This window comes from Chondromyces apiculatus DSM 436 (assembly GCF_000601485.1).
Classification (GTDB): Bacteria; Myxococcota_A; Polyangia; order Polyangiales; family Polyangiaceae; genus Chondromyces; species Chondromyces apiculatus.
This window is the reverse complement of sequence record NZ_ASRX01000011.1, coordinates 69,928-91,558: the sequence shown is the minus strand read 5'-3', so window position 1 is coordinate 91,558 and position 21,631 is coordinate 69,928. Positions and strand designations below refer to the sequence as shown.

At 69.3% G+C, this 21,631-nt stretch carries 17 protein-coding genes; 2 read left to right on the top strand and 15 right to left on the bottom strand.

Annotated elements, in window-relative coordinates; translation table 11 throughout:
* Positions 1–95: 95 nt before the first annotated feature.
* Entirely contained in the window at positions 96–2,924 is a 2,829-nt protein-coding gene (locus tag CAP_RS08195; RefSeq protein WP_044238186.1) for a penicillin acylase family protein, read from the top strand.
* A 42-nt stretch (positions 2,925–2,966) separates the two neighbouring features.
* Here CAP_RS08195 and CAP_RS08190 read toward each other — a convergent pair whose 3' ends face one another.
* The 5 genes from CAP_RS08190 to CAP_RS08170 form a co-directional block, all read right to left on the bottom strand.
* A complete protein-coding gene (locus CAP_RS08190; protein WP_044238183.1) occupies positions 2,967–3,809 on the bottom strand; it encodes an AMP-binding protein in 843 nt (280 codons plus the stop codon).
* 205 nt (positions 3,810–4,014) lie between these two features.
* Positions 4,015–5,328 (bottom strand): aminotransferase class V-fold PLP-dependent enzyme, encoded by a 1,314-nt coding sequence (locus CAP_RS08185; protein ID WP_044238181.1) that lies wholly within the window; start codon positions 5,326–5,328, stop codon positions 4,015–4,017.
* Between the two features lie 67 nt (positions 5,329–5,395).
* Positions 5,396–6,655: a putative porin gene (locus tag CAP_RS08180; protein WP_044238180.1), complete on the bottom strand. Its 1,260-nt coding sequence runs from the start codon at positions 6,653–6,655 to the stop codon at positions 5,396–5,398.
* A gap of 606 nt (positions 6,656–7,261) precedes the next feature.
* Positions 7,262–9,220 (bottom strand): D-arabinono-1,4-lactone oxidase, encoded by a 1,959-nt coding sequence (locus CAP_RS08175; RefSeq protein WP_044238178.1) that lies wholly within the window; start codon positions 9,218–9,220, stop codon positions 7,262–7,264.
* A gap of 105 nt (positions 9,221–9,325) precedes the next feature.
* Entirely contained in the window at positions 9,326–10,312 is a 987-nt protein-coding gene (locus CAP_RS08170; RefSeq protein ID WP_044238176.1) for a hypothetical protein, read from the bottom strand.
* Between the two features lie 541 nt (positions 10,313–10,853).
* Here CAP_RS08170 and CAP_RS08165 point away from each other — a divergent pair.
* On the top strand, positions 10,854–11,441 hold the full coding sequence (locus CAP_RS08165) for a hypothetical protein (RefSeq protein WP_044238174.1): 588 nt from the start codon (positions 10,854–10,856) through the stop codon (positions 11,439–11,441).
* A 230-nt stretch (positions 11,442–11,671) separates the two neighbouring features.
* On the opposite strand, the gene CAP_RS08160 is transcribed toward CAP_RS08165, so the two are convergent.
* The 10 genes from CAP_RS08160 to CAP_RS08115 all read right to left on the bottom strand — a co-directional run bounded on the left by CAP_RS08160 (position 11,672) and on the right by CAP_RS08115 (position 21,604).
* Positions 11,672–12,130 carry a hypothetical protein gene (locus CAP_RS08160; protein WP_197041069.1) on the bottom strand — a complete coding sequence of 153 codons (459 nt, stop codon included), beginning with the start codon at positions 12,128–12,130 and terminating at the stop codon, positions 11,672–11,674.
* Positions 12,131–12,342: 212 nt separating this feature from the next.
* Entirely contained in the window at positions 12,343–12,855 is a 513-nt protein-coding gene (locus tag CAP_RS08155) for a hypothetical protein (protein ID WP_156040596.1), read from the bottom strand.
* A gap of 22 nt (positions 12,856–12,877) precedes the next feature.
* The gene (locus CAP_RS08150) at positions 12,878–13,807 is read right to left on the bottom strand and encodes an RpnC/YadD family protein (protein ID WP_044238168.1); all 930 of its coding nucleotides are present in this window, start codon (positions 13,805–13,807) and stop codon (positions 12,878–12,880) included.
* A gap of 147 nt (positions 13,808–13,954) precedes the next feature.
* The gene (locus CAP_RS08145; RefSeq protein ID WP_044238166.1) at positions 13,955–14,650 is read right to left on the bottom strand and encodes a hypothetical protein; all 696 of its coding nucleotides are present in this window, start codon (positions 14,648–14,650) and stop codon (positions 13,955–13,957) included.
* 47 nt (positions 14,651–14,697) lie between these two features.
* On the bottom strand, positions 14,698–15,168 hold the full coding sequence (locus tag CAP_RS08140) for a hypothetical protein (RefSeq protein WP_044238163.1): 471 nt from the start codon (positions 15,166–15,168) through the stop codon (positions 14,698–14,700).
* A gap of 1,104 nt (positions 15,169–16,272) precedes the next feature.
* Positions 16,273–16,695: a VOC family protein gene (locus tag CAP_RS43995; protein WP_052374488.1), complete on the bottom strand. Its 423-nt coding sequence runs from the start codon at positions 16,693–16,695 to the stop codon at positions 16,273–16,275.
* A 10-nt stretch (positions 16,696–16,705) separates the two neighbouring features.
* Entirely contained in the window at positions 16,706–18,271 is a 1,566-nt protein-coding gene (locus CAP_RS08130; protein WP_044238160.1) for a hypothetical protein, read from the bottom strand.
* A gap of 802 nt (positions 18,272–19,073) precedes the next feature.
* Positions 19,074–19,874, bottom strand: coding sequence for a malonate decarboxylase holo-ACP synthase (locus CAP_RS08125; protein ID WP_052374486.1), 801 nt, complete (start codon positions 19,872–19,874; stop codon positions 19,074–19,076).
* A complete protein-coding gene (gene mdcE / locus CAP_RS08120; protein ID WP_052374485.1) occupies positions 19,864–20,781 on the bottom strand; it encodes a biotin-independent malonate decarboxylase subunit gamma in 918 nt (305 codons plus the stop codon). The genes CAP_RS08125 and mdcE overlap by 11 nt, the downstream gene beginning before the upstream one ends.
* Complete coding sequence (locus CAP_RS08115) at positions 20,771–21,604, bottom strand: biotin-independent malonate decarboxylase subunit beta (RefSeq protein WP_044238505.1); 834 nt, start codon at positions 21,602–21,604, stop codon at positions 20,771–20,773. The genes mdcE and CAP_RS08115 overlap by 11 nt, the downstream gene beginning before the upstream one ends.
* Positions 21,605–21,631: the final 27 nt, after the last annotated feature.

Sequence of the window (21,631 nt, the reverse complement as noted above, 5' to 3'; positions counted from 1 at the left end):
TGCGCGCCATGCAGTACACCCCCGCGCCACCGTGCTCGACCGCTCCCATGCCTGGAGCCCCGTGTTAGGGTCACCGCCGTTTTCACGGAGGTTCCATGCGCCGCGTCCCGCTCCTCGCTTCCCTCGGCCTCATCGCCCTCGGCCTCCTCGCCGCCCCTGGCTGCGACGGCGACGATGATCCCGGCCCCTCGGCATCCACCACCAACCAGACAGACACCAACACCGAGGAGGGCGACATGTCCCTCCCGGGCCTCGAAGCGCAGGTGGACGTCACCGTGGACGACCGCGGCATGCCGCACATCTACGGCGCCTCGCTCCACGACGTGGCCATGGTCGAGGGCTACCTCATGGCCCGCGACCGCTTCCCGATGATGGAGTTCGTCCGCCGCAACGTCACCGGACGTCTCGCCGAGTTCCTCGGCACCCTCTCCCCCGACGCGCTCGAAGCCGACATCGCCGCCCGCGTCATCGGCTACCAGCGCGTCGCCAACCGCATCTACGACGGCATGGAGCCCACCGAGCCCACCCGCGTCGCCCTCGACGCCTTCGCCGCCGGTGTGAACGTGTACATCCAGGAGCTCCGCGACGGCACCACCAAGCTCCCCAGGGGCGCCGGCCTCCTCGACCTCTTCCTCCTCCCCAACAAGGAGGCCTTCACCGACTGGACCCCGCAGGACTCCCTGGCCATCGGTCGCTACCTCTCCAGCTCCCTCTCGTACGAGGGCGACACCGACATCGCGATCACCGCCGCTGCCGCCGCTGCGGCTGCCGCCTACCCTGCGGGTGACCCCCGTGAAGGCATCTTCCGCGACTTCTGGTCCATGGATCCGGCCCGCGACGTCTTCACCCGCGACGGCTTCCCCAACGTCGGCACCGACGGCGGCACCAGCGCCAAGCCCTCACCCCCGCCCGGACCTTCCCCTGCCCCGCAGCCCGTCTCTCTCGGCGCCCTCCAGCGCTCCCTCGGCTTCGCGAACGCTGCCAAGCGCCACCTCGAACGGTTCGGCGACGAGACCCGCGGCTCCAACAACTGGATCGTCTCCGGCGCGAAGACCGCCTCCGGCTTCCCCATCATCGCCAACGACCCCCACCTCAGCCTCCCGAGCCCGCCCCTCTTCTGGTACGCGCACCTCAACACCACGCGCGCAGGCGGCGACCTCAACGTGCAGGGCCTCTCCCTCGTCGGCGTCCCTGGCGTCATCATCGGCTACAACGACCACGTCGCCTGGGGCGTCACCACGGCCGGCCACGACGTCACCGACGTCTACTCCGAGACCATCACCCCCGGCGCGGGCGACGACCCCGACACCGTGCTCTTCAACGGCAACCAGGTCCCCATCCAGATCATCACCGAGACCATCAAGGTCTCCGGCGAAGACGACGTCGTCCTCCACCTGGAGAACGTCCCCCACCACGGCGTCATCGTCCCCCAGATCGTCGACGGAAAGGTCGTCCCTCGCACCGAGGACACCGCGCTCAGCGTCCGCTGGACCGGCGACGAACCCTCCTACGAGGTCCGCGCCTTCTTCGGCCTCAACGTCGCCAAGGACCTCGACGACGCCAAGGCCGCCATCGACCACTTCGAGGTCGGCGCCCAGAGCTTCGTCATCACCACCACCCAGGGCGAGATCTTCTGGTCCACCCAGGCCCGCGTCCCGGTGCGCCCCGCCGAGGCGATGACCTACGACCCCGAGACCCAGACCGGCGTCGCCCCCTTCATGGTCCTGCCGGGCGACGGCAGCGCCGAGTGGACCGGCGACCTCGATGACAGCCACCTCCCCCACGACCTCAACCCTGCGCGCGGCTTCATCGCCACCGCCAACAACGACCTCGTCGGCGCCACCCTCGACGGCAACCCCTTCAACGACCCCTATTATGTCGGCTGGGACTACGACATCGGCCACCGCGTCGCCCGCATCACCGAGCGCCTCGACCAGCTCACCACTGCGGGCGGCGTCACCCCCGAGGACATGATGTCCATCCAGGCCGACCACCAGTCCCCCCTCGGCCGCCACCTCACCCCGGCCCTCATCGCCAGCCTCGAACGCGTCGCCGAAGAGCGGGCCACCCCGGGCACCCACGCCGACCTCGCCGACCTCGTCGCCGCCACCCCCGCCGCCGACCTCGACCTCCTCGACGACGTCGTGGCCCGCCTCGGCGCCTGGTCGTTCGAGACCGCGACCGGCGTCGACATCGGCGACGGCGCCCCGGGGGCCGCCGAGGTGAACGACGCCATCGCCACCTCCCTCTTCAACGCCACCATCACCCAGCTCGCCCAGCTCGCCTTCGGCGACGAGTCCACCGCCATCGGCTCCCGACCTGGCTCTGGCGCCATCGCCAAGACCCTCCAGTGGGCCCTCCTCACCCCCGAGCGCCTCGTCACCTATGACGGCGTGAGCGACACCGTCCTCTGGGACGACGTCTCCACCGCCGGCGTCACCGAGACCCGCCACGAGCGCATCGCCCGCGCCGCCCTCCAGGGCATCGCCACCCTCCGCGGCACCCTCGGCGACGACGCCTCTCAGTGGACCTGGGGCAAGCTCCACACCGTGCGCCTCACCTCCCTGGTCCCGGACATCTCCGGCACGAGCGCCGTCGACGTCCCCCCTGCCGACGACCCCGCCTTCCCCGGCGGCTTCCCCCGGCCCGGCGACAACTTCGGCGTCGACGCCTCGAACTTCGGCATGTGGACCAACGGCAACTTCACCTTCGGCAGCGGCCCCGTGCAGCGCATGGTCGTGGAGATGACCCCCGACGGCCCGCGCGCCTGGAACGCCATCCCCGGCGGCCAGGCCTTCGACCCCGAGAGCCCCCACCACGCCGACGAAGTCGAGCACTGGCGCCGCAACAACGCCCCCCCGCTCTACTTCACCGACGACGACGTCGACGCCCACATGGAGTCGCGCGCGACCTTCACGCCCTGACCCCGCGCCCTGCACGGCGGGGGCACACGCCCCCCGTCCGATTCAGGCCGCGCTCGACCCGGCGCGCCCCTTCCCCGGGGGCGCCGGGGGCGCCGCCGACGCCAGCCCCGGCCTCCCCCCGAGCATCCCGCCATCTTGCAGCGCCGGCAGCCACCCCGCCGTCGTCCGCGAGAGCCCGAGCGCTGCCGGCCCACCCAGCAGCCGCCCGTGCGTCACCACCGCCGTGTCACCGGCCCCTGGGGGCAACATCGCCGGCGTCTCCGGCCCGATCTCCACCTCGCTCCACCCCCCCGCGCTCGCTGGCGACACCGCTTCCGTCACCAGCCACGGCACGTCTTCGAGCCCCTGCACCCCCACGAACGCCGCCCGCGACGCCGGCAACGCTCCCACCCCACTCAGAACGATCGCCGGCTTGCACGCCGCGATCATCGACACCAGCCACTGCGAAGGCCCCGCCAGCGGCGACCGCCCCTCCACCCCCGGCAGCGGCGCCGGCACCGCCACCACCCCCGCGTAGAGGCACCCGAACAGCGCGGGCACCAGCGACACCCCGGTCGGGAACAGCAAGACCGCGCGCTCTCCGGGCGCCACCCCGGCCTTCTGCAGCGCCGCCGCGATCGCGCGCGCCGTCAGATCCAGCTCCCCGAACGTCACTGCGCCGGGCGTCACCGACCCCTGGGGCAGCAAGGACACGTCGCCCCCGAGCACACTGAAAACCTTCTCATCCGGCCGCTCCGCGGCCATCCGGCGAAGCAGCTCCACCAGCGTGACGGCGGCGGTGTCCTCGTGCCCGAGTGATGTCATGGTGTCTCTCCAGTCGTACGCAAACCCGAGCACCACCTGCGCGCCCCTCGCGCAGGTGCTCTCGATGATGGAACGCGGCATCCCCCCGAGGCATTCACCGACCTCGTCGACGCGCCGCCGCTCTGAAGAAACCCTATGTCAAAGACCTGCACAGGCGTCCACCGCCCTCGCGCGCCGCGCGGACGCCAAATGTCCCATCCGCGTCATGCGCGCGGATCGCGCGACGCGGCGCGCAGCGTCATCCCTCCTTCAGCGTCATCCCTCCTTCGCCGAAGAGAGACGCCGCTCAGCCGAGATCGTGGATCGCTCGCAGCGTCGCCTCCACCTCGGCTTCCGACGTGAGCAGGCTCGGCGCCACCCGCGCGTAGGTGGTCACGTAGGGCGACGTCGAGGCGATGATCTTCTTCTCCCGCAGCCGCTCCACGATCTCCTTCGGCTTCATCCCCTCCGACTCGAAGCAGATGATCCCCGCCGAGATCGCGTCATCCACCGGCGTGTGCAGGGTCACGTGCTTCATCTTCTTCAGCCCCTCCTTGCACTGCCGGTTCAAGGCGTGGATGCGCGCCGCCACCTTCGCCTTGCCCAGGCGCTGGTGCAGCTCGAACGCGGCAGGCAGCGCCCACCGATGTTCGAACGAGTGGAACCCCCCGGGGCTCATCATGTTCGCGGTCGTCTTCGGCATGCTCTCCCCGCTCTTGCCCATCCACCAGCCACCCAGCTCGGCGCTGAACGACGGGATGCTCGGCTTGAGGAGCGGCCAGAGGTCTGCCTTGCCCCAGATCACCCCCGTACCTCGCGGACCGAAGATCCACTTGTGACACCCGGCCACGAAGAAATCGCAGCCGAGATCCCCCATGGTCACGTCGTCGACCCCGAAGCCGTGCACCCCGTCCACGCAAAGGATCACCCGGTCCTTCGGCGCGCGCCCCTGGTTCGCCTTCGCCACGGCCTCGGCGATGCCTTTCACCGGCGTCTTCACCCCCGTCGCGGAGTGCACCCAGGTGATCGCCACCACCCGCGTCGCCGGCGTGATCCCCTTCGCGATGGCGTCCACCATCCCCGCCGCCGTCGCCTCGAAAGGCCGCCCGTACATCGGCACCTTCACGAGCTTCGCGCCCGCGCGCTCCGTCGCGTAGAGCAGCGCGGCGTGCGTCGACATGTGGTCGTGCGTCGAGGTCAGCACCTCGTCCCCGGCGGCGAGCGGCAAGCCGGTGTACAGCGTCCCGAGGCCCATCGTGGTGCTGTCGGTGAGCGCGATCTCCTCGGCGCGCGCGCCCATGTACGTCGCCGCCGCCTCCTGCGCGTGGGTGCCGTGCCCGTGCTCCTCGACGGCATACGCCGGGTTCTCGTCGAGCTTCCGGCGCCACCCCTCGATGGCCTCCCGCACCGCGCGCGGGTGCGAGACCAGGAGGAAGCCCGTCATGTGGATCCACGCCGGGGACAGCTCGAACTCGGCACGGAAGCGGCTCCACGCGTCGCCCGCGGGCTGCGGTGGATCGGCGGCGGGTGCCGGCGGCGGGTCGGCCTTCGCGCAGCTCGCCGCCCCCACGGCCAGGAGTCCTTGGAGCAGGTGTCGCCTGGGTAGCTTGTCCGGGTTCATGGAACCCTTGTGCGCGACTCTCACCCCCGGCGGAAGCCCCTCGTGAGCCCTCCCTCCAGAAGCGCGCTCAGATCCAGAGCTGGACCTGGAACAGCGCGCGGTGGTTCGTGCCGGCCTGGTAGCCATCCGACGACGCCGCATCCAGGTGCAGGAGCTGGTAGCGCAGCCCCATCTTCAGGTGGTTGCCCACCGCATACCCGTTCACCTGCCCCTCGAAGCTCGTCTCCTCGTCGTCCGCGTTCCCCGACGACGGATCCATCCACCCCACCCGCGCCGCCACCTCCACCCGCTGCGGCACCACGAAGTACCCCGCCTGCCCGAACACCCCCACCCCGTGCACCGCGTCGCCCGTGTCCGGCGTCGCCTGCCGCAGGTAGCCCTCGCCGAAGAACGTGAACCCGCCCCACGCCACCGCCAGATCCACCCCGCCCGTCAGCCGCGTCTCCGCGGGCAGCGCCACCGTCGTGGTCTGCCCCGTCGTCGCGTCCGTCACCTGCTGCGTCGGGTGCGCCCTGTCCGCGATCCCGTTCACGCCCACCGAGAACCCGAACGGCACCGGCCCGCGCAGCGACGGCGTCTCGTCGTACGGCATCGCCCGCACCGGGCTCACCGCCAGCCGCCCGATCCCCATCACCGACGTATCGTCGTTGCCTCCCTTGTCGATCCCGTTCCCGTTGAACGCACCCGCGTAGTACTCTAGGAACCCCTGCCCTGCCGACCCGAGCAGCATCGCGCCCGTGTCGCGCCCGGCCCGGAACCTCTCCTCGACCCGCGAGAAGTCCTGGAACTGCAGGAGCGGCACCGGCGTCATGAACGCCCTGCTGAACGGCGTCAGAAACTGCCCAGCCTTGATCCCGATCTCCGGGATCGGCTGCCACGTCGCCTCCAGGTCCAGCAGCCGCGGCGTCGCCCCTGCCAGCTCCGGCTGCACCAGGAACTTCATCCGATCCTGGAACGCCCGCGCCCGCAGGTAAGGTCGCGTGACCGGCACGTTGAACCCTCCGGACGTCAGCTCCCCTCCGTTGAACACCGTCTCGCCGCGGATCTGCGACAGCACCCCGATGTCCACCGCGAACAGGTTCTCCGACGTCTTGAAGCCGAGCCCCTCGCTGAGCGAGGCGTGGAAGTTGAACGTCTCCGGCGGCGTCGCTTCACCTCCGCCGACCTTCACCGTGCCTGGCGGCGGCGGTGGCGCCTTCTCCGAGGGAGCCGCCGGGGGAGCCACCGGGCCGGGCGCTGCCACGGGGGCCGTCGCCATCACGGGCGCGACCACGGGCGAGGCGGGCGCTGCCGCGGCCTCGGTCCCGGGCGCGGACGCCGGTGCCACCCCCGCCGTCTGTGCAGCGCCCGCCGACGCGCTCGATGCAGCCGACGCAGCCGATCCAGAGGCGTTCGCGGGCGCCTGCGCGGAAGCTCCCGCAGACGGAGCAGCTCCCCCTGGAGACGCAGCCCCGGCCCCCGGCGCCGCCGCCGGAGCCGGTGCGATCGGAGCCGGTGCGGGATGCGGCTGTCCCTGCGCGGCCACCGGAGAGGTCGCACAGAGAACGAGCGCGAGCGGAACGAGCCCACCTGCGAGCGCACGCGAGAGACGGATCATCGGATTTCTCGTGGTCGGTGTGTGGAGGCACGCACGCCACGGCGCACACCGGCTGCCGTGTGTGATCGCTGGCCTCCCCCGGACGACGCGGTCCTCGCGCCGCCGGGTGGTCTTGCGTGACCGGGAGATGGCACCACCGCCCCCCCGGTTCCCGACCTCGACGAAGATCCCCTCCCCCCCTCCGTCTCCGCGCGTACGCCGCGTACACCGTGACGCGGAGGCCCGGGACTGGCTCCCGGGGGCTGGCTCAGACCGTTGGAACGCTGCCCTCCCGCACGCCGCGCGCACGTCGCTCGCTCACGCGACGCCCCCCGCACGTGCTCTCTTCACTTCAGCTCACTCCATCACGGTGAAGCCGGCCCGGTCCGTGAACGCGCTGTTGAACGTCCCCCGGCCGTTGAACTGCCTGTACACCGCGAGCCACGTCTCCAGCTCCGAGTACAGCTTGCCGAGCAGCCCGTTGCTCCCGTTCAGGAAGTCGAACTCCAGCCCCCAGTGCGGCCTTCCCCCGAGCGAATACATGTTCGTCTCGTAGCGGTACATGATCTCCGTCCCCGCGTAGGTCCCGGTCACCATGTCCATCTCGATCATGCCCGTGTTCCTCCCGTGCATCATCGACAGGAGCGCCCCCGAGGCCTTCACGAATCTGAGCGAGAATGCCGACGTCTGGTACTGCTCCCCCTGCACCCGCGCCACCTGCGCGATGCGGTGGATCCTGTTCACCGCCGCGATGAGATGATCCGGCGTGTAGTTGCCGTCGTCGTCCTCCAGCGAGAACCCGATCTCCGCCGCGAAGCCCGAGTCCTGGTTCAGCCCCAGGTTGTAGATCTCGTACGACTTGTTGATGTAACTCGAGTCCACCAGCGCGTCCTCCGACGCGGAGATCGCGAACGGCACCAGCTCCGGGAACAGGTTCAGGAACGCGATCATCAGCTCGAAGCTGAGGCGGAACAGGCTTATCATCTGCGAGATGATGTTCCGGTGCCCCGACCGCCCGAGGATGTCGTGCGGCCGCTCCACGATGTTGCGCGCCGAGACCAGGCAACGGAAGTACGGGTAGTACGTCTCCGGCGGCTTGGTCAGGTCCATCTCCACGACCTTGAGGCCATCCATCGGGTACGGGTGCACGTACACCTCGAAGTTCCGCGTGTTCACCAGCACGTCCGGGAAGTGCCCCGGGTTCGCCGGGTTCGGCTGCAGCGCCTGCACCAGCTTGTCGAACGTCGTCTCCGAGCGGTTCTCCTCCAGCCAGTACATCTGCATCACCTCGAACACCACCGAGTAGATGACGCCGAAGCACCCCATGCTGCAGATCGTGGCATTGAAGCAATCGTCGTCCTGGATGAGCTGAATCAGCGGGTCGGCATACTTCGCCGGATCCGTGATCCCGTCCGTGGGCTCGATCCGGTAGTAGTAAACGCCATTCCCCGGGTCCTTTCCCCCCACCGTCTTGCCATTCCACTTCCCGGTCGTCGCGATCACCAGCGACCGCACCATGTCCGGGAATGGCCCCAGCGTGATCCCCGACCCGTGCGTCGACGTCGAGGTCGCCCCGATGATCGTCTGCCCGTCGTACCCACCCATGTTCATGAGCCCCAGGTTCCGCTGCTCCAGCACCTGGTTCATGTCGTGGATGGTGATGCCCGCCTCGGTCTCGAACAGCGCGCGATTGACGTCCGGATGGTAGCCATTCCAGTGAATGGCCCCCACCCCGAGCTTCAGCGGGCTACGCAGCATCGCCTGCGAGAGCTGTCCCGTGATCGGGTTCTTCGCATCGGAGGGCCGGTTCAGCCCGTGGGTGTCGATCAGGAAATCCGGGCTTGTCGCCACGTCCGAGTACGAGTGCCCCGACCCCGCCGCCTTCACCGCCGTGCCATTCTGGAGCGCCCTCACCAGGATCGCCTCGATCGACGTACAGTCCGAGGCGCCCGTCGACGCATCCAGCAGCGACGTCGGCCGGAAGAGCTGCAGCGGCTGCGCCACCTGGTTCGCGAGCTGGTTCTTCCACTCCTTCCGCGGCCCCGTCTCGGGCCCGAAGATCGCCTCGTTCGACGGCACCGCCGCCCGCCTCCCCTCCGGGCTCGTCTTCACGAGCTGCTCGACGACCCGCGGAATCAGCTCCTGCTTGTCCGCGCCCTGCTGCACCGCCCCGAGGATCTGCTCCAGCGTGTGGTGGACGGTGAGCGGCACCGTCACCTTCTTCCCCACGGCCATCGCCACCCCCACGTGGGGCTGCACGTGCTGGAAGCTGTGGACCATCTCCTCGACCATTGAAAAGAGCTTCTCTGCGAACATCGGTGACGACCTCTCTCGGCTTTCTGTCAAAGGTTGTTGCAATGGCAGCGCTCCCCCGCGACCCCCGGGAGCTCTCTTGCTCGGCCCTGATCGGGGGACACGTGCTCAGCCGAAGCCTGGCACCTCCATCCATTGCCGCTTCAGCCCCAGCGCCCCCAGCACCTCCTGCAGCGGAATCCCCGTGGGCACCTTCATCGCATCCCCGATCGCGCACACCCGCTCCATCGCCTCCCACGTGAGGTCCGCCGGCCATTCCCTGTCCGGTGTCGACACCTTCTCGTACTTCACCGTCACCTGGATGTAGAACGACCGACTCGGCTCATTCGCTTGCACGACGAGCTGCACCGGCTCGTCCCCATCCATCGTCACCCACCCCGTGTACGTGTTGTTCGGCGACGCGAACGGCGTCGGCAGATACCCGCTCCGCGCGACGATGACCGAATCGATCGCCTGCCCGAGATACAGCATGGCCGCCTGCCCCGTCGCCATCCCTGCCTCGAGCAGGTAGAACGACGGCGTCGCGTCCGACGCCTCCTTGTAGCCGAGGTACAGCGCGACCGCCGCGAACCGCACCCCCCAGAGCCGCGCCGGCGTGATCAGATCCACCCGCGCCGGCCGGTAGCCCAGTTGCCCCCCGTATTTCTGCGTGACCAGAGCGATCGACCCCACCAGGTGATCCCGCTTCAGATCCACCTCCCCGATCGCCGTCGACACCCGCTCGTCCCCGAGGTGCAGCGATTGCGGCAGCCGCACCCGCACGAGCGGCAGCGTCCCCACGAACTCCGAATGAAACGGCTCGTTCGAATTCATCGCCAGCACCCGCTGGTGCTGCGCGTTCCCCAGGTACAGCGGATACGACGGCGCCGACGCCAGCGCAGCCAGCTCCTCCGCGCTCGGCTCTGCCGCGGTCGCCTCCTCCGGCGACGGCACCGGCACCCCCAGCGCCTTCAGCGCTTCCAGGCGCACCCGCCATGCTGCCCGGATCGCGCCATCCACGATGGCATCGGTCACCTCACCACCCGGGAACGCCTTCTGGAGCACCTCCCGAACACGCTCGTACCCCTCATTCCCCACGGTTTCCTTGACGCTCATAGGATCTCCTGACCTCGCGGCGCGGCTCCGTCGTCGCGCTGTCGCGGCGCTGTCGCGGCTCCGGCGCAGTTCTGGCGCGGCTCACCGCAGCTCGTCGCGGCCACTTCGCAACCCCCACGCCAACGCCTGCACGGAAACCCTCCGACCCGCCCCACACCCCGCACCGGCCCACCCCTCCCAGGCCCGACCCACACCCTGCACCGGCCCACCTCCCGGCACCGACCGGCACCGATCCACGGCGCGATCTCCCGAGGCCCTCGCATCAGACGCCCTCCCTCCGGTCCTCACCTGAGGCGCCCAGGCATCACTTGACTGCGGCCCTTCGTCCTCAAAAGAATCTGGACACGTCGGGCCAGGGCCATTGCTACCATGGGCGGAGCATTCCACCCGGTGGCCGAGCAATTCGCCCCGCTCTGGTTGCACGCATTGCGTGTCGCTTCACCACCACTATGCTTCCGCCGCTGAACGTTCAGCGCGGCAAGGATCGCGAGCCCCGATCGCCCGATCCGCCCCTCACCTCATTCCAACAGGAGACGCGGAAATGGCCATCGAGACGCCGAATTCTACCCTCACGACCTACGTCACCGACATGCACGCCCTGATCACGCATGGCCTTGGCGCCATCGACCGTCAGGCCGAGAACCTCAAGAAAGAGCAACACCCCGACGCCCTCGCTGCCGTGAACGAGTTTCAGCGCACCCTGCGCACGCACCTCTCCATGCTCGACGCCCGCGCGAAGGGCCTCGGCGGCAGCACCAGCAAGCCCGTCAAGGATGCAGTCTCCGCCGTCACCGGCTTCGCCGCAGGCCTCATGAATGCCGTGCGCCCCGAGGAAGCCGCCAAATCGATCCGCGACGATTACACCTTCCTGAGCCACGTCACCATTGGCTACTACATGCTCCACACCACCGCCTGCGGCCTCGGCGACCGCGAGACCGCCGCCCTCGCCGAGACCGGCTACCGCGACACCGCCCGCCTCATCATGCACATCGACCGGGTCATGCCCGCCATCGTCCTCCAGGAGCTCCGCCAGGACGGCCTCACCGTCACCGACACCACCTCGGAGTGTCACGCCCTGGTGAAGAACGCCTGGAACCGCGAGGCCGCCGCCGCCGGCTTCAAGGGCTGAGCCGGCGCTCATTCCCACGGCAGGGGCTCGCGCCCCCGCCTCCCGCCGAGCAAAGCGCGTCGGGGCCCCTTACTCCGCGATCGACCCGCAGTTTCCAGAGCGCTTTGCCGCTTCGGGCCTGACGCCCGTCGCCTCGGGAAGCGGGCAATGTCCCCGGCCGTATGGTTCAGGAGAGGCGGCGAAGGCGGGAGCCCTCACCGTGTGACGTAGAGCCTATCCCCCCAGGGCTCTCAGGACGCCTTCGTGTACGGCTGCAGCGTGGTCCTCCCGCGAAACATCGCAGGCCGAAACGGCGGCGCCTGGCCGACCTTCTGCAGCACCCACCCTGTGAAGAGCCCGAGAATGGGGTCCTCGCTGTACTCCCCTTCCGGATCCCGCCGCTTGATGAACGACGGATCATCCACCACGTGGAGCGCCGTCCCTTCCACGCGCTTGCCTACCGCGGCATGCACCGGGTGGGTGCCGTCTGGCTCGACCACCCGGAAGGACCCGATCGGGCGAGCATCCCGCCCCTTCTGCCCGAAGTAGACATGGACCGTATCCCCGACGTCGACCTGACGCACGTTGTCGGCCCAGGTCTTCGTCGCCGCCTCGTAGGCGGAGCGGCAGAGAAAGCCATCTCTGTCCACCATCAACATCGTCCCCATGTGGTCCAGCTTCGAGTTCGTCGCTTTGTAAACCCACTCCACGCGCACCTCCGTGCCGAGATTTCACCCTGACGCGACACGCTTCGAGCAGCTCGGTGCTCGACGTCGTCGCCGGGTGTCACACCCACGCCATGCGGCTCCGCGAACGTTTCTTGATCTCCTCCGCTTTGCCCCCTTCATGGATGTAGCACGAAGCGCCCTGAGCGCCTCCTGACCCGATCGACCCGTCGCTCCCGCGCCCCTCTTCCCTCCGCTCAGGCGAGGTCACGCATCATCCGTCGCTCGTGGTCCACTGGCCCCCTGAAGAGCCCCGGCGCCCACGTCACGCCGACGCCGACGCGAAACACCATCTTGTGATACCGCGTCGCGCGCCATCCATCCTCGATCACATCCTCGGTGCCGTTGTAGATGACGACCCCCGTCTCCCCCTCACTGGCAACGAAGCAGCGCCTTCCGAACACCGCGACCGCAGCGCCTTCCCCTGTCCACGCCACGTCCACCCCGTGGAACTGGCCCGAACGCGCCGGGAGTACCACGTAGCGCCCTCGCGGCGTGAACCCCCAGGCCTCGTCGCACACCACGTCGTGCCACGCGATCCCCGCGCTCACGGCGCTCTCTGGCCTCGCCGCCTCCAGGTCGAGCACCTCCGGCGTCGCATTGCGCGCGTCCGCCTGCGGCTGCCCCCGCGACTGCTTCGTCCACCGCGTGTGGATCGTCTGCACCACGACCCCCGTGCGCTCACCCATGCCGCGAATTGCCGTCGGCACGTGCGCAGCTTCCTGGTGCCCCTCAGAAGAGCACGTCGCTCACGCTCTTCGCGCCGAGAACGTTCTCGCTCCAGCGGTCGAGCGTCGCGGTGTCCATGCACTCCTGGATGCGCGCTCGCTCGCCCTCTGTAAGCGCAAGCCCTGCCCGCGCCAGCAACCGGAACAGCACGCTCCGCTTCCCTTCCAGCTCCCCCTCGCGCTTGCCTTCCTGCAGGCCCTCGCGCTTGCCTTCCTGCAGGCCCTCGCGCTTGCCGCGGTCGATGAGCTGCTGCGCGAATGCCGGGAACGTCGCCTTGCCTTCGGTCTGTCGTTGCATGATCAGCGCCTCCAGGGCCCTTCGCATGGGCTCACGCAATGCATTGTAGACGATCTGGAAGTACACCGCAGCGTGCTCATGGTCGTACCGCCCGAGCGCCCCGAGCGCCGCGAGGGCCACGTCCAGCCCGTGCGGGCCGTTGCCGTGCGCCGCTGCCGAGAGGATGGCCAGCTCCGTCTCCTTCTCCGCGACGGCCTGGTCCGTCACCACCGGCACGACCGCTGGGCCCACCACCAGCGGGTCGATGCTGCCGCGGCCGAGACCCAGGTCGATCTTCTCTCCGGCCCAGGAGGCCACCTCCGCGTCAGGGGCGACCACGAGGACGATGGTCGGGCACCGCTTCTGGGCCCGCGCTACCACCACGTACACCGGCCACGAGTACTTCTTGCGAGGGTCCTTGTCGCGCTGCACTTCCAGCACGATCGAGAGCACCAGCGCCCCCTTGGCGTCACGCAGCTCCAGGGCCAGGTCGGCGCGGAACTCCACCGGCGTGAGCTGGTCGAGCGAGGCTTCGACCACCGCCACCGTCGCGTACGGCGGCAGGTCCAGGTGGAAGAGAAGCTCCAGCAAGTGAGGCGCGAGCGCAGGGTTCTCGCGGAACATGTCGACGAGGCCATGGTGTTCGAGCGTCGGCATCGCGCGCACGCTACCCCTCGCCACCGGGGACCAGCAACCCGCACGTGCAGACCCGCAGCCATGGGCATGCGTCCGCGGAGGTGTTCGTGCAGCGCGGCGGCCGCCGCTCGGCGCTCGACGCGCGGCTCGCCAGGAGCGCCGCCACGCTCAGCGTTGCGACGTCTCTGCGGCCGCCTGGGCTCCGTCGTTGCGCGTCATGTAGAGCACGACGGTCCTGTGGCCATTGCCATTGTTGATGTGGTCGGCCTGCATGCTTGGCAGGCTGTCGCCGAACTGCTGGACGAAGATCGGGATCTCCTTCGCCATCTTCCCGCTGCCGTCGTCGTCGAGCTCGACCCGGCAGGTCTGCGATCTGCACTCGACGCTGCGCATGGTGTCGCGCAAGGCCTCGCTGGCAGTGAGCTGGCTCTGCAGGGCCGAGGTCGTGCTGCGGGCCCAGGCGGCGTTCGTCGCCTCTTTCTGGAAGTCCGAAGCGATGACCGCCATGTGCTCGTGCCACGCTCTCTCCTGCTGCTCACGCTGTGCCGGGCCCCGGCGCGCAGGCTCGGGGTCCGCGGGTGCAGCGTCGGCCTGGGCCTCGTCCTCCAGCGTGGCCACCTGCTCACGGAGCTGTGACATCTCCGCCTCGAGGCGCGCCATCCGGGCCCTTGTCGCTGCCCTGTCGTTCCCCGCGTCGTTCCTTGCGCCAGGGGACCTGTCGCGGCTTTGCTGAGGGGAAGTGGTGACCACGGCGCGCGCGCTCGGAGCCGCGTGCTCGGGCGGGTGGGCCAGGTCTTTGAAGGCGACGTAGGATCCGAGTCCCGCCACGGCCACGCTTGTCAGAATGATGATCGTGCGTTTCATGCCGGCTCTCGACTTTCCTCCGCAATGTCACGCAGCGCAGGTCGTCCTCAGGAGGCGGCCACCCCGAGAAGGACGCCTGCTCCGTTCGCCGGGAGCAGGCAGAGCACCGAGAAGTAGGCCCAGTTCGTCGACTGCGCGGGGGTGAAGCGAACCGACCGCTCCCAGGCACCGCTCACGGCCGTGGCATTCACCGACTGGGAGCTGAGGATCGTGCCGTTGTAGTTGTAGGAGAGCACCGAGCAGGTCGTCGTCTGCGAACCGGAGTGGGTGCCATCGATGAAGACCGTCTGTCCGCTGGTGGACGGGTTGTGGTCCACGGAGGCGACGACGTAGGTGGGCGTCGAGGCGATCGTCCTCACGCCCGTCCCGAAGTAGTCGATGACGGTGGCTTGCGACGCATTGTACGGCTGGAAGGCCGAGCCGTTGCTATTGAGCTGTGTTGCGCCGACGTTGGTCGCGACGGCGGTCGCGGCGAGCGCCAGCGCGGTCAGGACCAGGTTGGCTTTCATGATCTTCATGTGCTGTCTCCGTGAGGACATGGTTTCGAGCACCGCCATTGAAGCAACATTTGCACCATTGGGTGTGCTCCGCCAATGCCCACGGCCCACCCCGGGTGCGGCTGGGCGGCGCCCTCGCAACACCAGCACCCCCTGGATCGTCGGCAAACAATCGGCAAACCATCAACAACGGCGAATAGAAACGTAAAATGAGCGGTGCGCAGCGACCAGATTGTGGTCAGGATGCTGAATAAAGGTAGAATGCCGGTGCGCGGCGCGCCAATCGCAGCCAGGCTACCGATTAGGGAAGCAGACTACGCGCTCCATCCCGAGGGCGCCGCAGCGGATCGATCAGGCACACGCGCGCTGCGGGGCGATGCTCGGGTCCGGGCTTCCGGTGAGGCGCAGCCTCGCGGGCCACGGAAGAGGCTGCAACAAGCCGGCGATCATGGCGCTGAAGGAGCAGCCACTCTCTCGTCCGCCATGAGCGCGATCCCTGCCCGGGCCAGCAACCGGAGCAACATGTCCACACGAACCTCGTTCCCGTGGACACGAGTTTCCAGGCGCGGGCACGAAGAGCGGGCACGTCTACGGGGATGCGCTTCCCGTGGACACGAAGCGCCCTCGTCTGGGCACGAGTTTCTGGACGTGGACACGGAGGCGCTCCGTGCCGACACGGACCTCGTCCCCGTGGACGCGAAGGTCCTTCCCGTGGACACGAAGCTCCTTGGCGTGGACGCGGGTTTCCCGGCGCGGACACGAACACGCTCCGTGTGGACATGAACCCGGTCTCCGTCGGCGCGTCTCGCGAGCCCGTAGACTGGAAGACTCCTTACCGTCGACGCGACGATCGTTCACGTCGACAGGAACGATCCTTCCTGTCGACGTGAAGATCGTTCGTGTCCACGGAGCCATGGTTCGCGTCCGCAGGAGGCTGGTTCGCGCTGGCGGGGGGCGAAACCGTGTCCGGGGGGCTTTCACGTTGCCTGGCATGCGATCTCCTCGGGCTGGGGCAGACGCTGCCATCCTTGCCGTGGTCACCGGCGAGCGACAACCGTCAGGTGACGGGGACGCGGCAGGAGGTGCCGGGGTCGCGGGTGTGCGCAGGGTCAGGGTGAAGGGGCTTCAGAGCAACACGGCGAAGTAGTGGGGATCGTGATGCACGATCTCGATCATGATCCGGTCTGGATCCTCGAACGCGATGGTGCAGTAGCCCCGCCGGTAGTCCGAGCTGATCTTGCCCTCACCGAGGAGGGGGATGCCGAGCTGGGCGAGGTGGGCGATCATCTCGTCGACCCGCTCGTGCGACTCGACCCCGAACGCGAGGTGCGACAATCCCACCGCCTTGCGGTGGTACGGTCTGTCGCGGTACGCCTCTGCGACAGGGCAGAGGATGAGCACTGCGTCGCGGCCATTGGTCAGCCGCGCATACTGCCCTCTCTCGGAGTCCGCCAGCACGAAGCCGAGTGGGCTCAGCGCGGACAGGTAGAAATCAATCGAACGGTCCAGGTCGGTGACGTTCAATTCGAGGTGACTGAAAGAGGGCATATGCGTGCCGCTATGCGACGAGCGCCTCACCATAGTGACGGTGGAAGATGGTGTTGACCTCGAAGATCAGGGTCGTGCCTTTCAGGTTGGCCCGATCGGTGTCGACGATGGCGGTCCGCAGGCCGGTGACCTTCACGTCGAGCACGTTGATGGAGGGATCGCTGAAGCGGAAGTTGACCTTTCCTGGCTCCAGGTCCGCGTCGCTGATCACCGAGAGCTCCACCCGGGAGCCGTCGCTCTTCGCCGTGGCCTTCGGGATGGGGAGGGGCATGTCCCAGGTTTCGAGGTGCGCTGTCGCGGAGACTGGCTCTCCACGCGCATCGGCCTCGATGTAGATGTAGTCCATGCTCACGAAGTTCGGCTTCAGGCCGCTGCCGTAGCACTCGGTCGCTCCGAAGGCGGCCACGAGGGGCATCTCGTGGTTGAGCTGCGTGCTGCGCGGGAAGAAGATGCCGCCCGCCGAAGAGTTGCTCGTGAAGAGCTGCCCTTCGGTCCCGAGCACCATGATCAGGCCGAAGCCGTCGGTCGTGCCGTCGCCATGAGCGCCAGGGTGACCGACGGTCGCCGGAAACACCTCCAGTGAGCCCGTGGGCGATGTCCCTGTGACCCGGATGGCCTCGACCAGGGCCCCCTCGTTGATCAGGTAATTGAGCGCGACGGACTCCTTGCCATTGCTGGCAAGGATGGGGGCGTGGAAATTGCCGCCGATGTCCACGACCGGCCTGGTGTAGCCGGGGGCCACTTCGAATCCCGCGTCGTAGCTCGACATGTCGATCTGGGAAGGGGGGCCGAAGCTCTCGCCAGCGTCGGTCGACTTGAGGAGCACCGGGATGATCTTTCCGTCGACGAGCAGATCCGCCCTGGCGACCACGTCGTCCTTGTAGGCGCTGAAGCTCAGTCCACCCAGCACCTGGCCGAGCTTGAGCTCCCTCTCGGGGCCGACCTCGCCGTCCGCCACGCGCCTCCAGAAGAGCCGACCGCTCTTGCGGCACTTGTAGCTCAGCAGGCCGAAGGCCGGCTTGTCGGCGACGACATGGCCGATGGGCGGCTGGCTGAACGCGAAGAAGGGGAAATCGGGCATTTCAGCCTCGGTCTCGATCGCCTTGCCGTTGTGCCAGATCTGCTGCTTGTCCTCCGAGCGGGTGATCCATGTCACGGAGACCTCGCCGCTCGCCTTGTCGAGGGCGATGTGGTGCCGGAACAGGGGCCCTTCGGCGATCACCTGGCGCTCCATCTTGGGGGGTGTGGGGGTCGCAGGCCGGTTTCCCGAGAGCTTGCAGAGGACGAGTTGACGTTGCTCGACGGCGCCGTCCATGACCTCGGCGACCGCAGCCCAGGTGACGAGGCGGTTGTCGTCCCGGAGGATCGAGACCTGCGGTCCGCAGAAGTACCTGGTGCTGTCGAGGTTGTCGGCGAGGACCCGCGTCCGGTGAACGCTCCCCTCGGACTTCCAGTTGCGGGCAGTGAGCTCGCGAGGGAGTGGGTTCCCGTCGAACACGGCGTCCGACAGCTCGCCCTTCCTGAGAGAACCGCGCGTGGTCAGACGATCCTGATCGGCTCTTCGAATGATCTTCATGGTCGTACCCTGTCCTGCTGATGGCGACGACGACTCGTTCGCTCCACGAGGTTGCAGTGCTGCCTGTCGCGCCACTTCCGATTGTTTTGGTTCTGCGGTGCAATGAACACTTCGCCGCGGCTCGCAACCGATTGAGGTCGGATTGACGGAGTTGCAGGCGAATGGGTGATATCGGCTCATCCGGACGCTTGCTTCGGCGGCATGACTTTCTTGCAAGTCCAGTCGACCACCCGGGCCTCCCCGCAGGCGTGATCGACATACACCACCAGCAGCGACTGGAGTATGCACCTTGCCGACTGGCACCGGTAGCGGCAGCAGAATGAAATCGATCATTTATCTCTGGAGTCAATGGAAGGCTGAAACACTGGAGGGAAGCATCCGTCCTGCGCGGCGTCGCCCCGTACGTCTGGCGTCATCCAGGGTCGAGGGCCAGCGCCTCTCCGCGCGTAAGCAAGGCCCTGATCTGGCGAGGTTCCTCGGAGCGTTGACTCCTCGGGGTATTCTCCTGGACGGGTATGCGGTTCACCAGGGATGGGACAGTCGCTATCGGCGCTGCCGTATTCGCTGACGCGGGACAATCGTCAGCGCGCGGAGAAGCGATAACGTGGAACGCGGACCCGCCGCGTACGGAGAGGACCGTGGCGAGGGGTCGGGGCGTCTCCGCGATCAGCACGGCACCGAGCGGGTCACGGGGCGTAGCCATCCCATGTTTCCGGTGGAAGAGGTCCGGTCGCCGACATCCCACTTGCCACGATGGAAAGGGGTCGTCCGGTCGCCGACGTCCCGCGTGCAACGGTGGTCTTCACGGCAGGGCGGGTGGGACAGCGACCTCCCCGCTCGACGCCCAGGCGTCCGCCACGAGACGTGGGCCCCACGGGGTGCGCAGCAGGACCTCTCCGGAGGGGCGGGCCAGCTCCGGGAGCAGGACGGCGCCGAGCGGGGTCTCCACCTGGAGGTCGAGGCGGAGGCGAAGGTCCGCGGCAGGGCGTTCGAGGCGAGCGAGGAGGTCCACGGTCTCCGCTCGGGAGAGGCGTCCGCGGGGGCGCAGGAGGAGGTCGAGGTCACTGCGCTCGGTGGCCGCTGGCCACCCGCTCGCAAGCTCGAAGCCGACGCTCCCCGTGGGGCCCCAGGGGAGGCCCGTGGCATCGAGGACGGCGGCCACGCGGGCGAGCGCGTGGAAGACGGGGAGGTGCGTGCGCTGCCGGGTGCGGACATGGCGCTCACGGAGCGCTGCGTGCGCGAGGTCCTCGGGGGAGAGGGCGATGGGGACGCGCGCGGGGGCGAGGAGGGCGGCGCATCGCTCGGCGCGGGTCGCGCCGCGGACGCCGACCGGGATCAGGGGCCCGAGCGGCAGGGCGCGGCGCACGACGACCCACGGCGCGCGCGCGAGGGCGGCAGGGACCCAGGGAGGGAGCGTGGGAGGGAGCGTGGGAGGGAGCGTGGGAGGGAGCGTGGGAGGGAGCGTGGAAGAGGCGAGGTCGACGCTCCGGGGCGCGGCGTGGCCGGGCGCGTTGCCGCCAGGCGTGGTGTCACCGGGCACCACGAAGCAGGTCTCGTCGGCCAGCCGGAGCAGGTCGTGGGGGCGCGGCGCGTCAGCGCTCATCCCACTGCTCGGCGAGGCGGCGGCGTACCTCCAGGGAGGCGGCGCGGGCGTGCATGGCCTCGGGGGAGGCGAGGCGGTTCGAGAGGTCGCGGGGGCCGCGGCGCGCATCGTCGATGGCCTGCGCGACGGCGCTCCGGACGCGGGAGACCTGCGCAGGGGTGGGGGCGTCGGCGTCGATGCCGTCGAGGAGCGCGTGGAGGAAGCCGAGCTTCCGGTAGCTGCGGATGTCGTAGGCCATGGGCAGGTTGGCCTCGACGAGGCGGTGGAGGTCGTCGACGGTGCGGCGGGTGACGCGCGCTGCGGCCTCAGGTCCCATGGCATGGACGACGACGCCGGGCGCATCGAGGGCGAGGATGCGGTTCGCCTGGTAGCCATGGGCGAGGAAGGCGCCCGACATGGCCTTGCCGACGAGGAGGGCGATCACGGGGTGGCCGGCGAGGCGTGCCGCGGCATAGGCATCGGCGGCGGCTGCACAGGCGAGGTGGATGCCGAGCATCTCTTCGCGACGGCCGTAGGCCTGGCTGGTGACGTCGACGATGGCGAGGAGGGGACGGCGAGGGCCAGGGGGCTCGGTCTCGTCAGCAGTGTCGGCGTCGATGGCCGCGCGGACGTGGCGCGCGAGCGTCCACCCTTCGAGGAGGCCCACCTCGCCGCCGCGGGCCCGCGGAAAGGGGTTGTGAGGGTCGGGCACCACGGCGAGGACGCGCGCGGTCGTGCCGGTCAGGGGCGCGTCGGGCAGGGGCGCGTCGGGCAGGGGCGCGTCGGGCAGGGGCGCGTCGGGCAGGGGCGCGTCGGGCAGGGGCGCGTCGGCGACGAGGACCGAGGCGGCGCCGCTCGGGACCACGGTGCCACCCTGGGCGAAGATCTCGAACCAGACGCGGCCGCGCGAGGTGGGCTCAGCGGTCATCGGTGTGCTCCCGGGGCCAGGCGGCGCGGAGATCGTCGGGGGTCAGGGAGGCTACCGCGTCGCCGTCGGCGGTACGCGCGAGGTCGTGGAGGCGGGCGAGGTATCGGTCGACGTCCGCGCTGCGGTGGCGCGGGGGCGTGCCGCGGGCGAAGGCTTCGCGGAGGGCGCGCCCGACGTCGGGGAGGTGGTCGTCGACGAGCACGTCGGCGAAGCCGGTGGCGTGGCGCTGGGCACCGCCGATGAGGCTCCAGACGAGGCGGCGGTCGGCGGCGTCCAGTTCGGTGATGCCGGCCTCCTGCTCGATGACCTCGGGGCCGTTCATGCCGAGGCGGGCCTCGCGGGTGACGATGAGGGTGGTGCACAGGGCGGCGGCGAGGGACATGCCGCCGAAGCAGCCCACGGGGCCGGCGATGACGCCGACCACGGGCGTGAGGCGGCGGAGGGCGACGAGGGCGGCGTGGATCTCGGCGATGGCGCCGAGGCCGAGGTTGGCCTCCTGGAGACGCACGCCGCCGCTTTCGAGGAAGAGGATGGGGCGGACGGTGTTGCCCGCGTTGCAGTCACGGCGCGCGAGGTCGAGGGCGCAGGCGATCTTGGTGGCGGAGACCTCGCCCATGCTACCGCCCTGGAAGGCGCTCTCGATGGCGGCGACCACGGCCCGGTCGCCGTCGAAGGTGCCGCGGGCGATGACGACGCCGTCGTCCGACTGCGGGACGATGCCCTGGCGCGGGAGCCAGGGGGATTCGAGGCGGTCGAAGGGGCCGAGGAGCTCGCGGAAGGAGCCCTCGTCGAGGACGGCGCGGGCGCGCTCGCGGGCGGTCATCTCGGCGACGCTCTGGCGGGAGAGGAG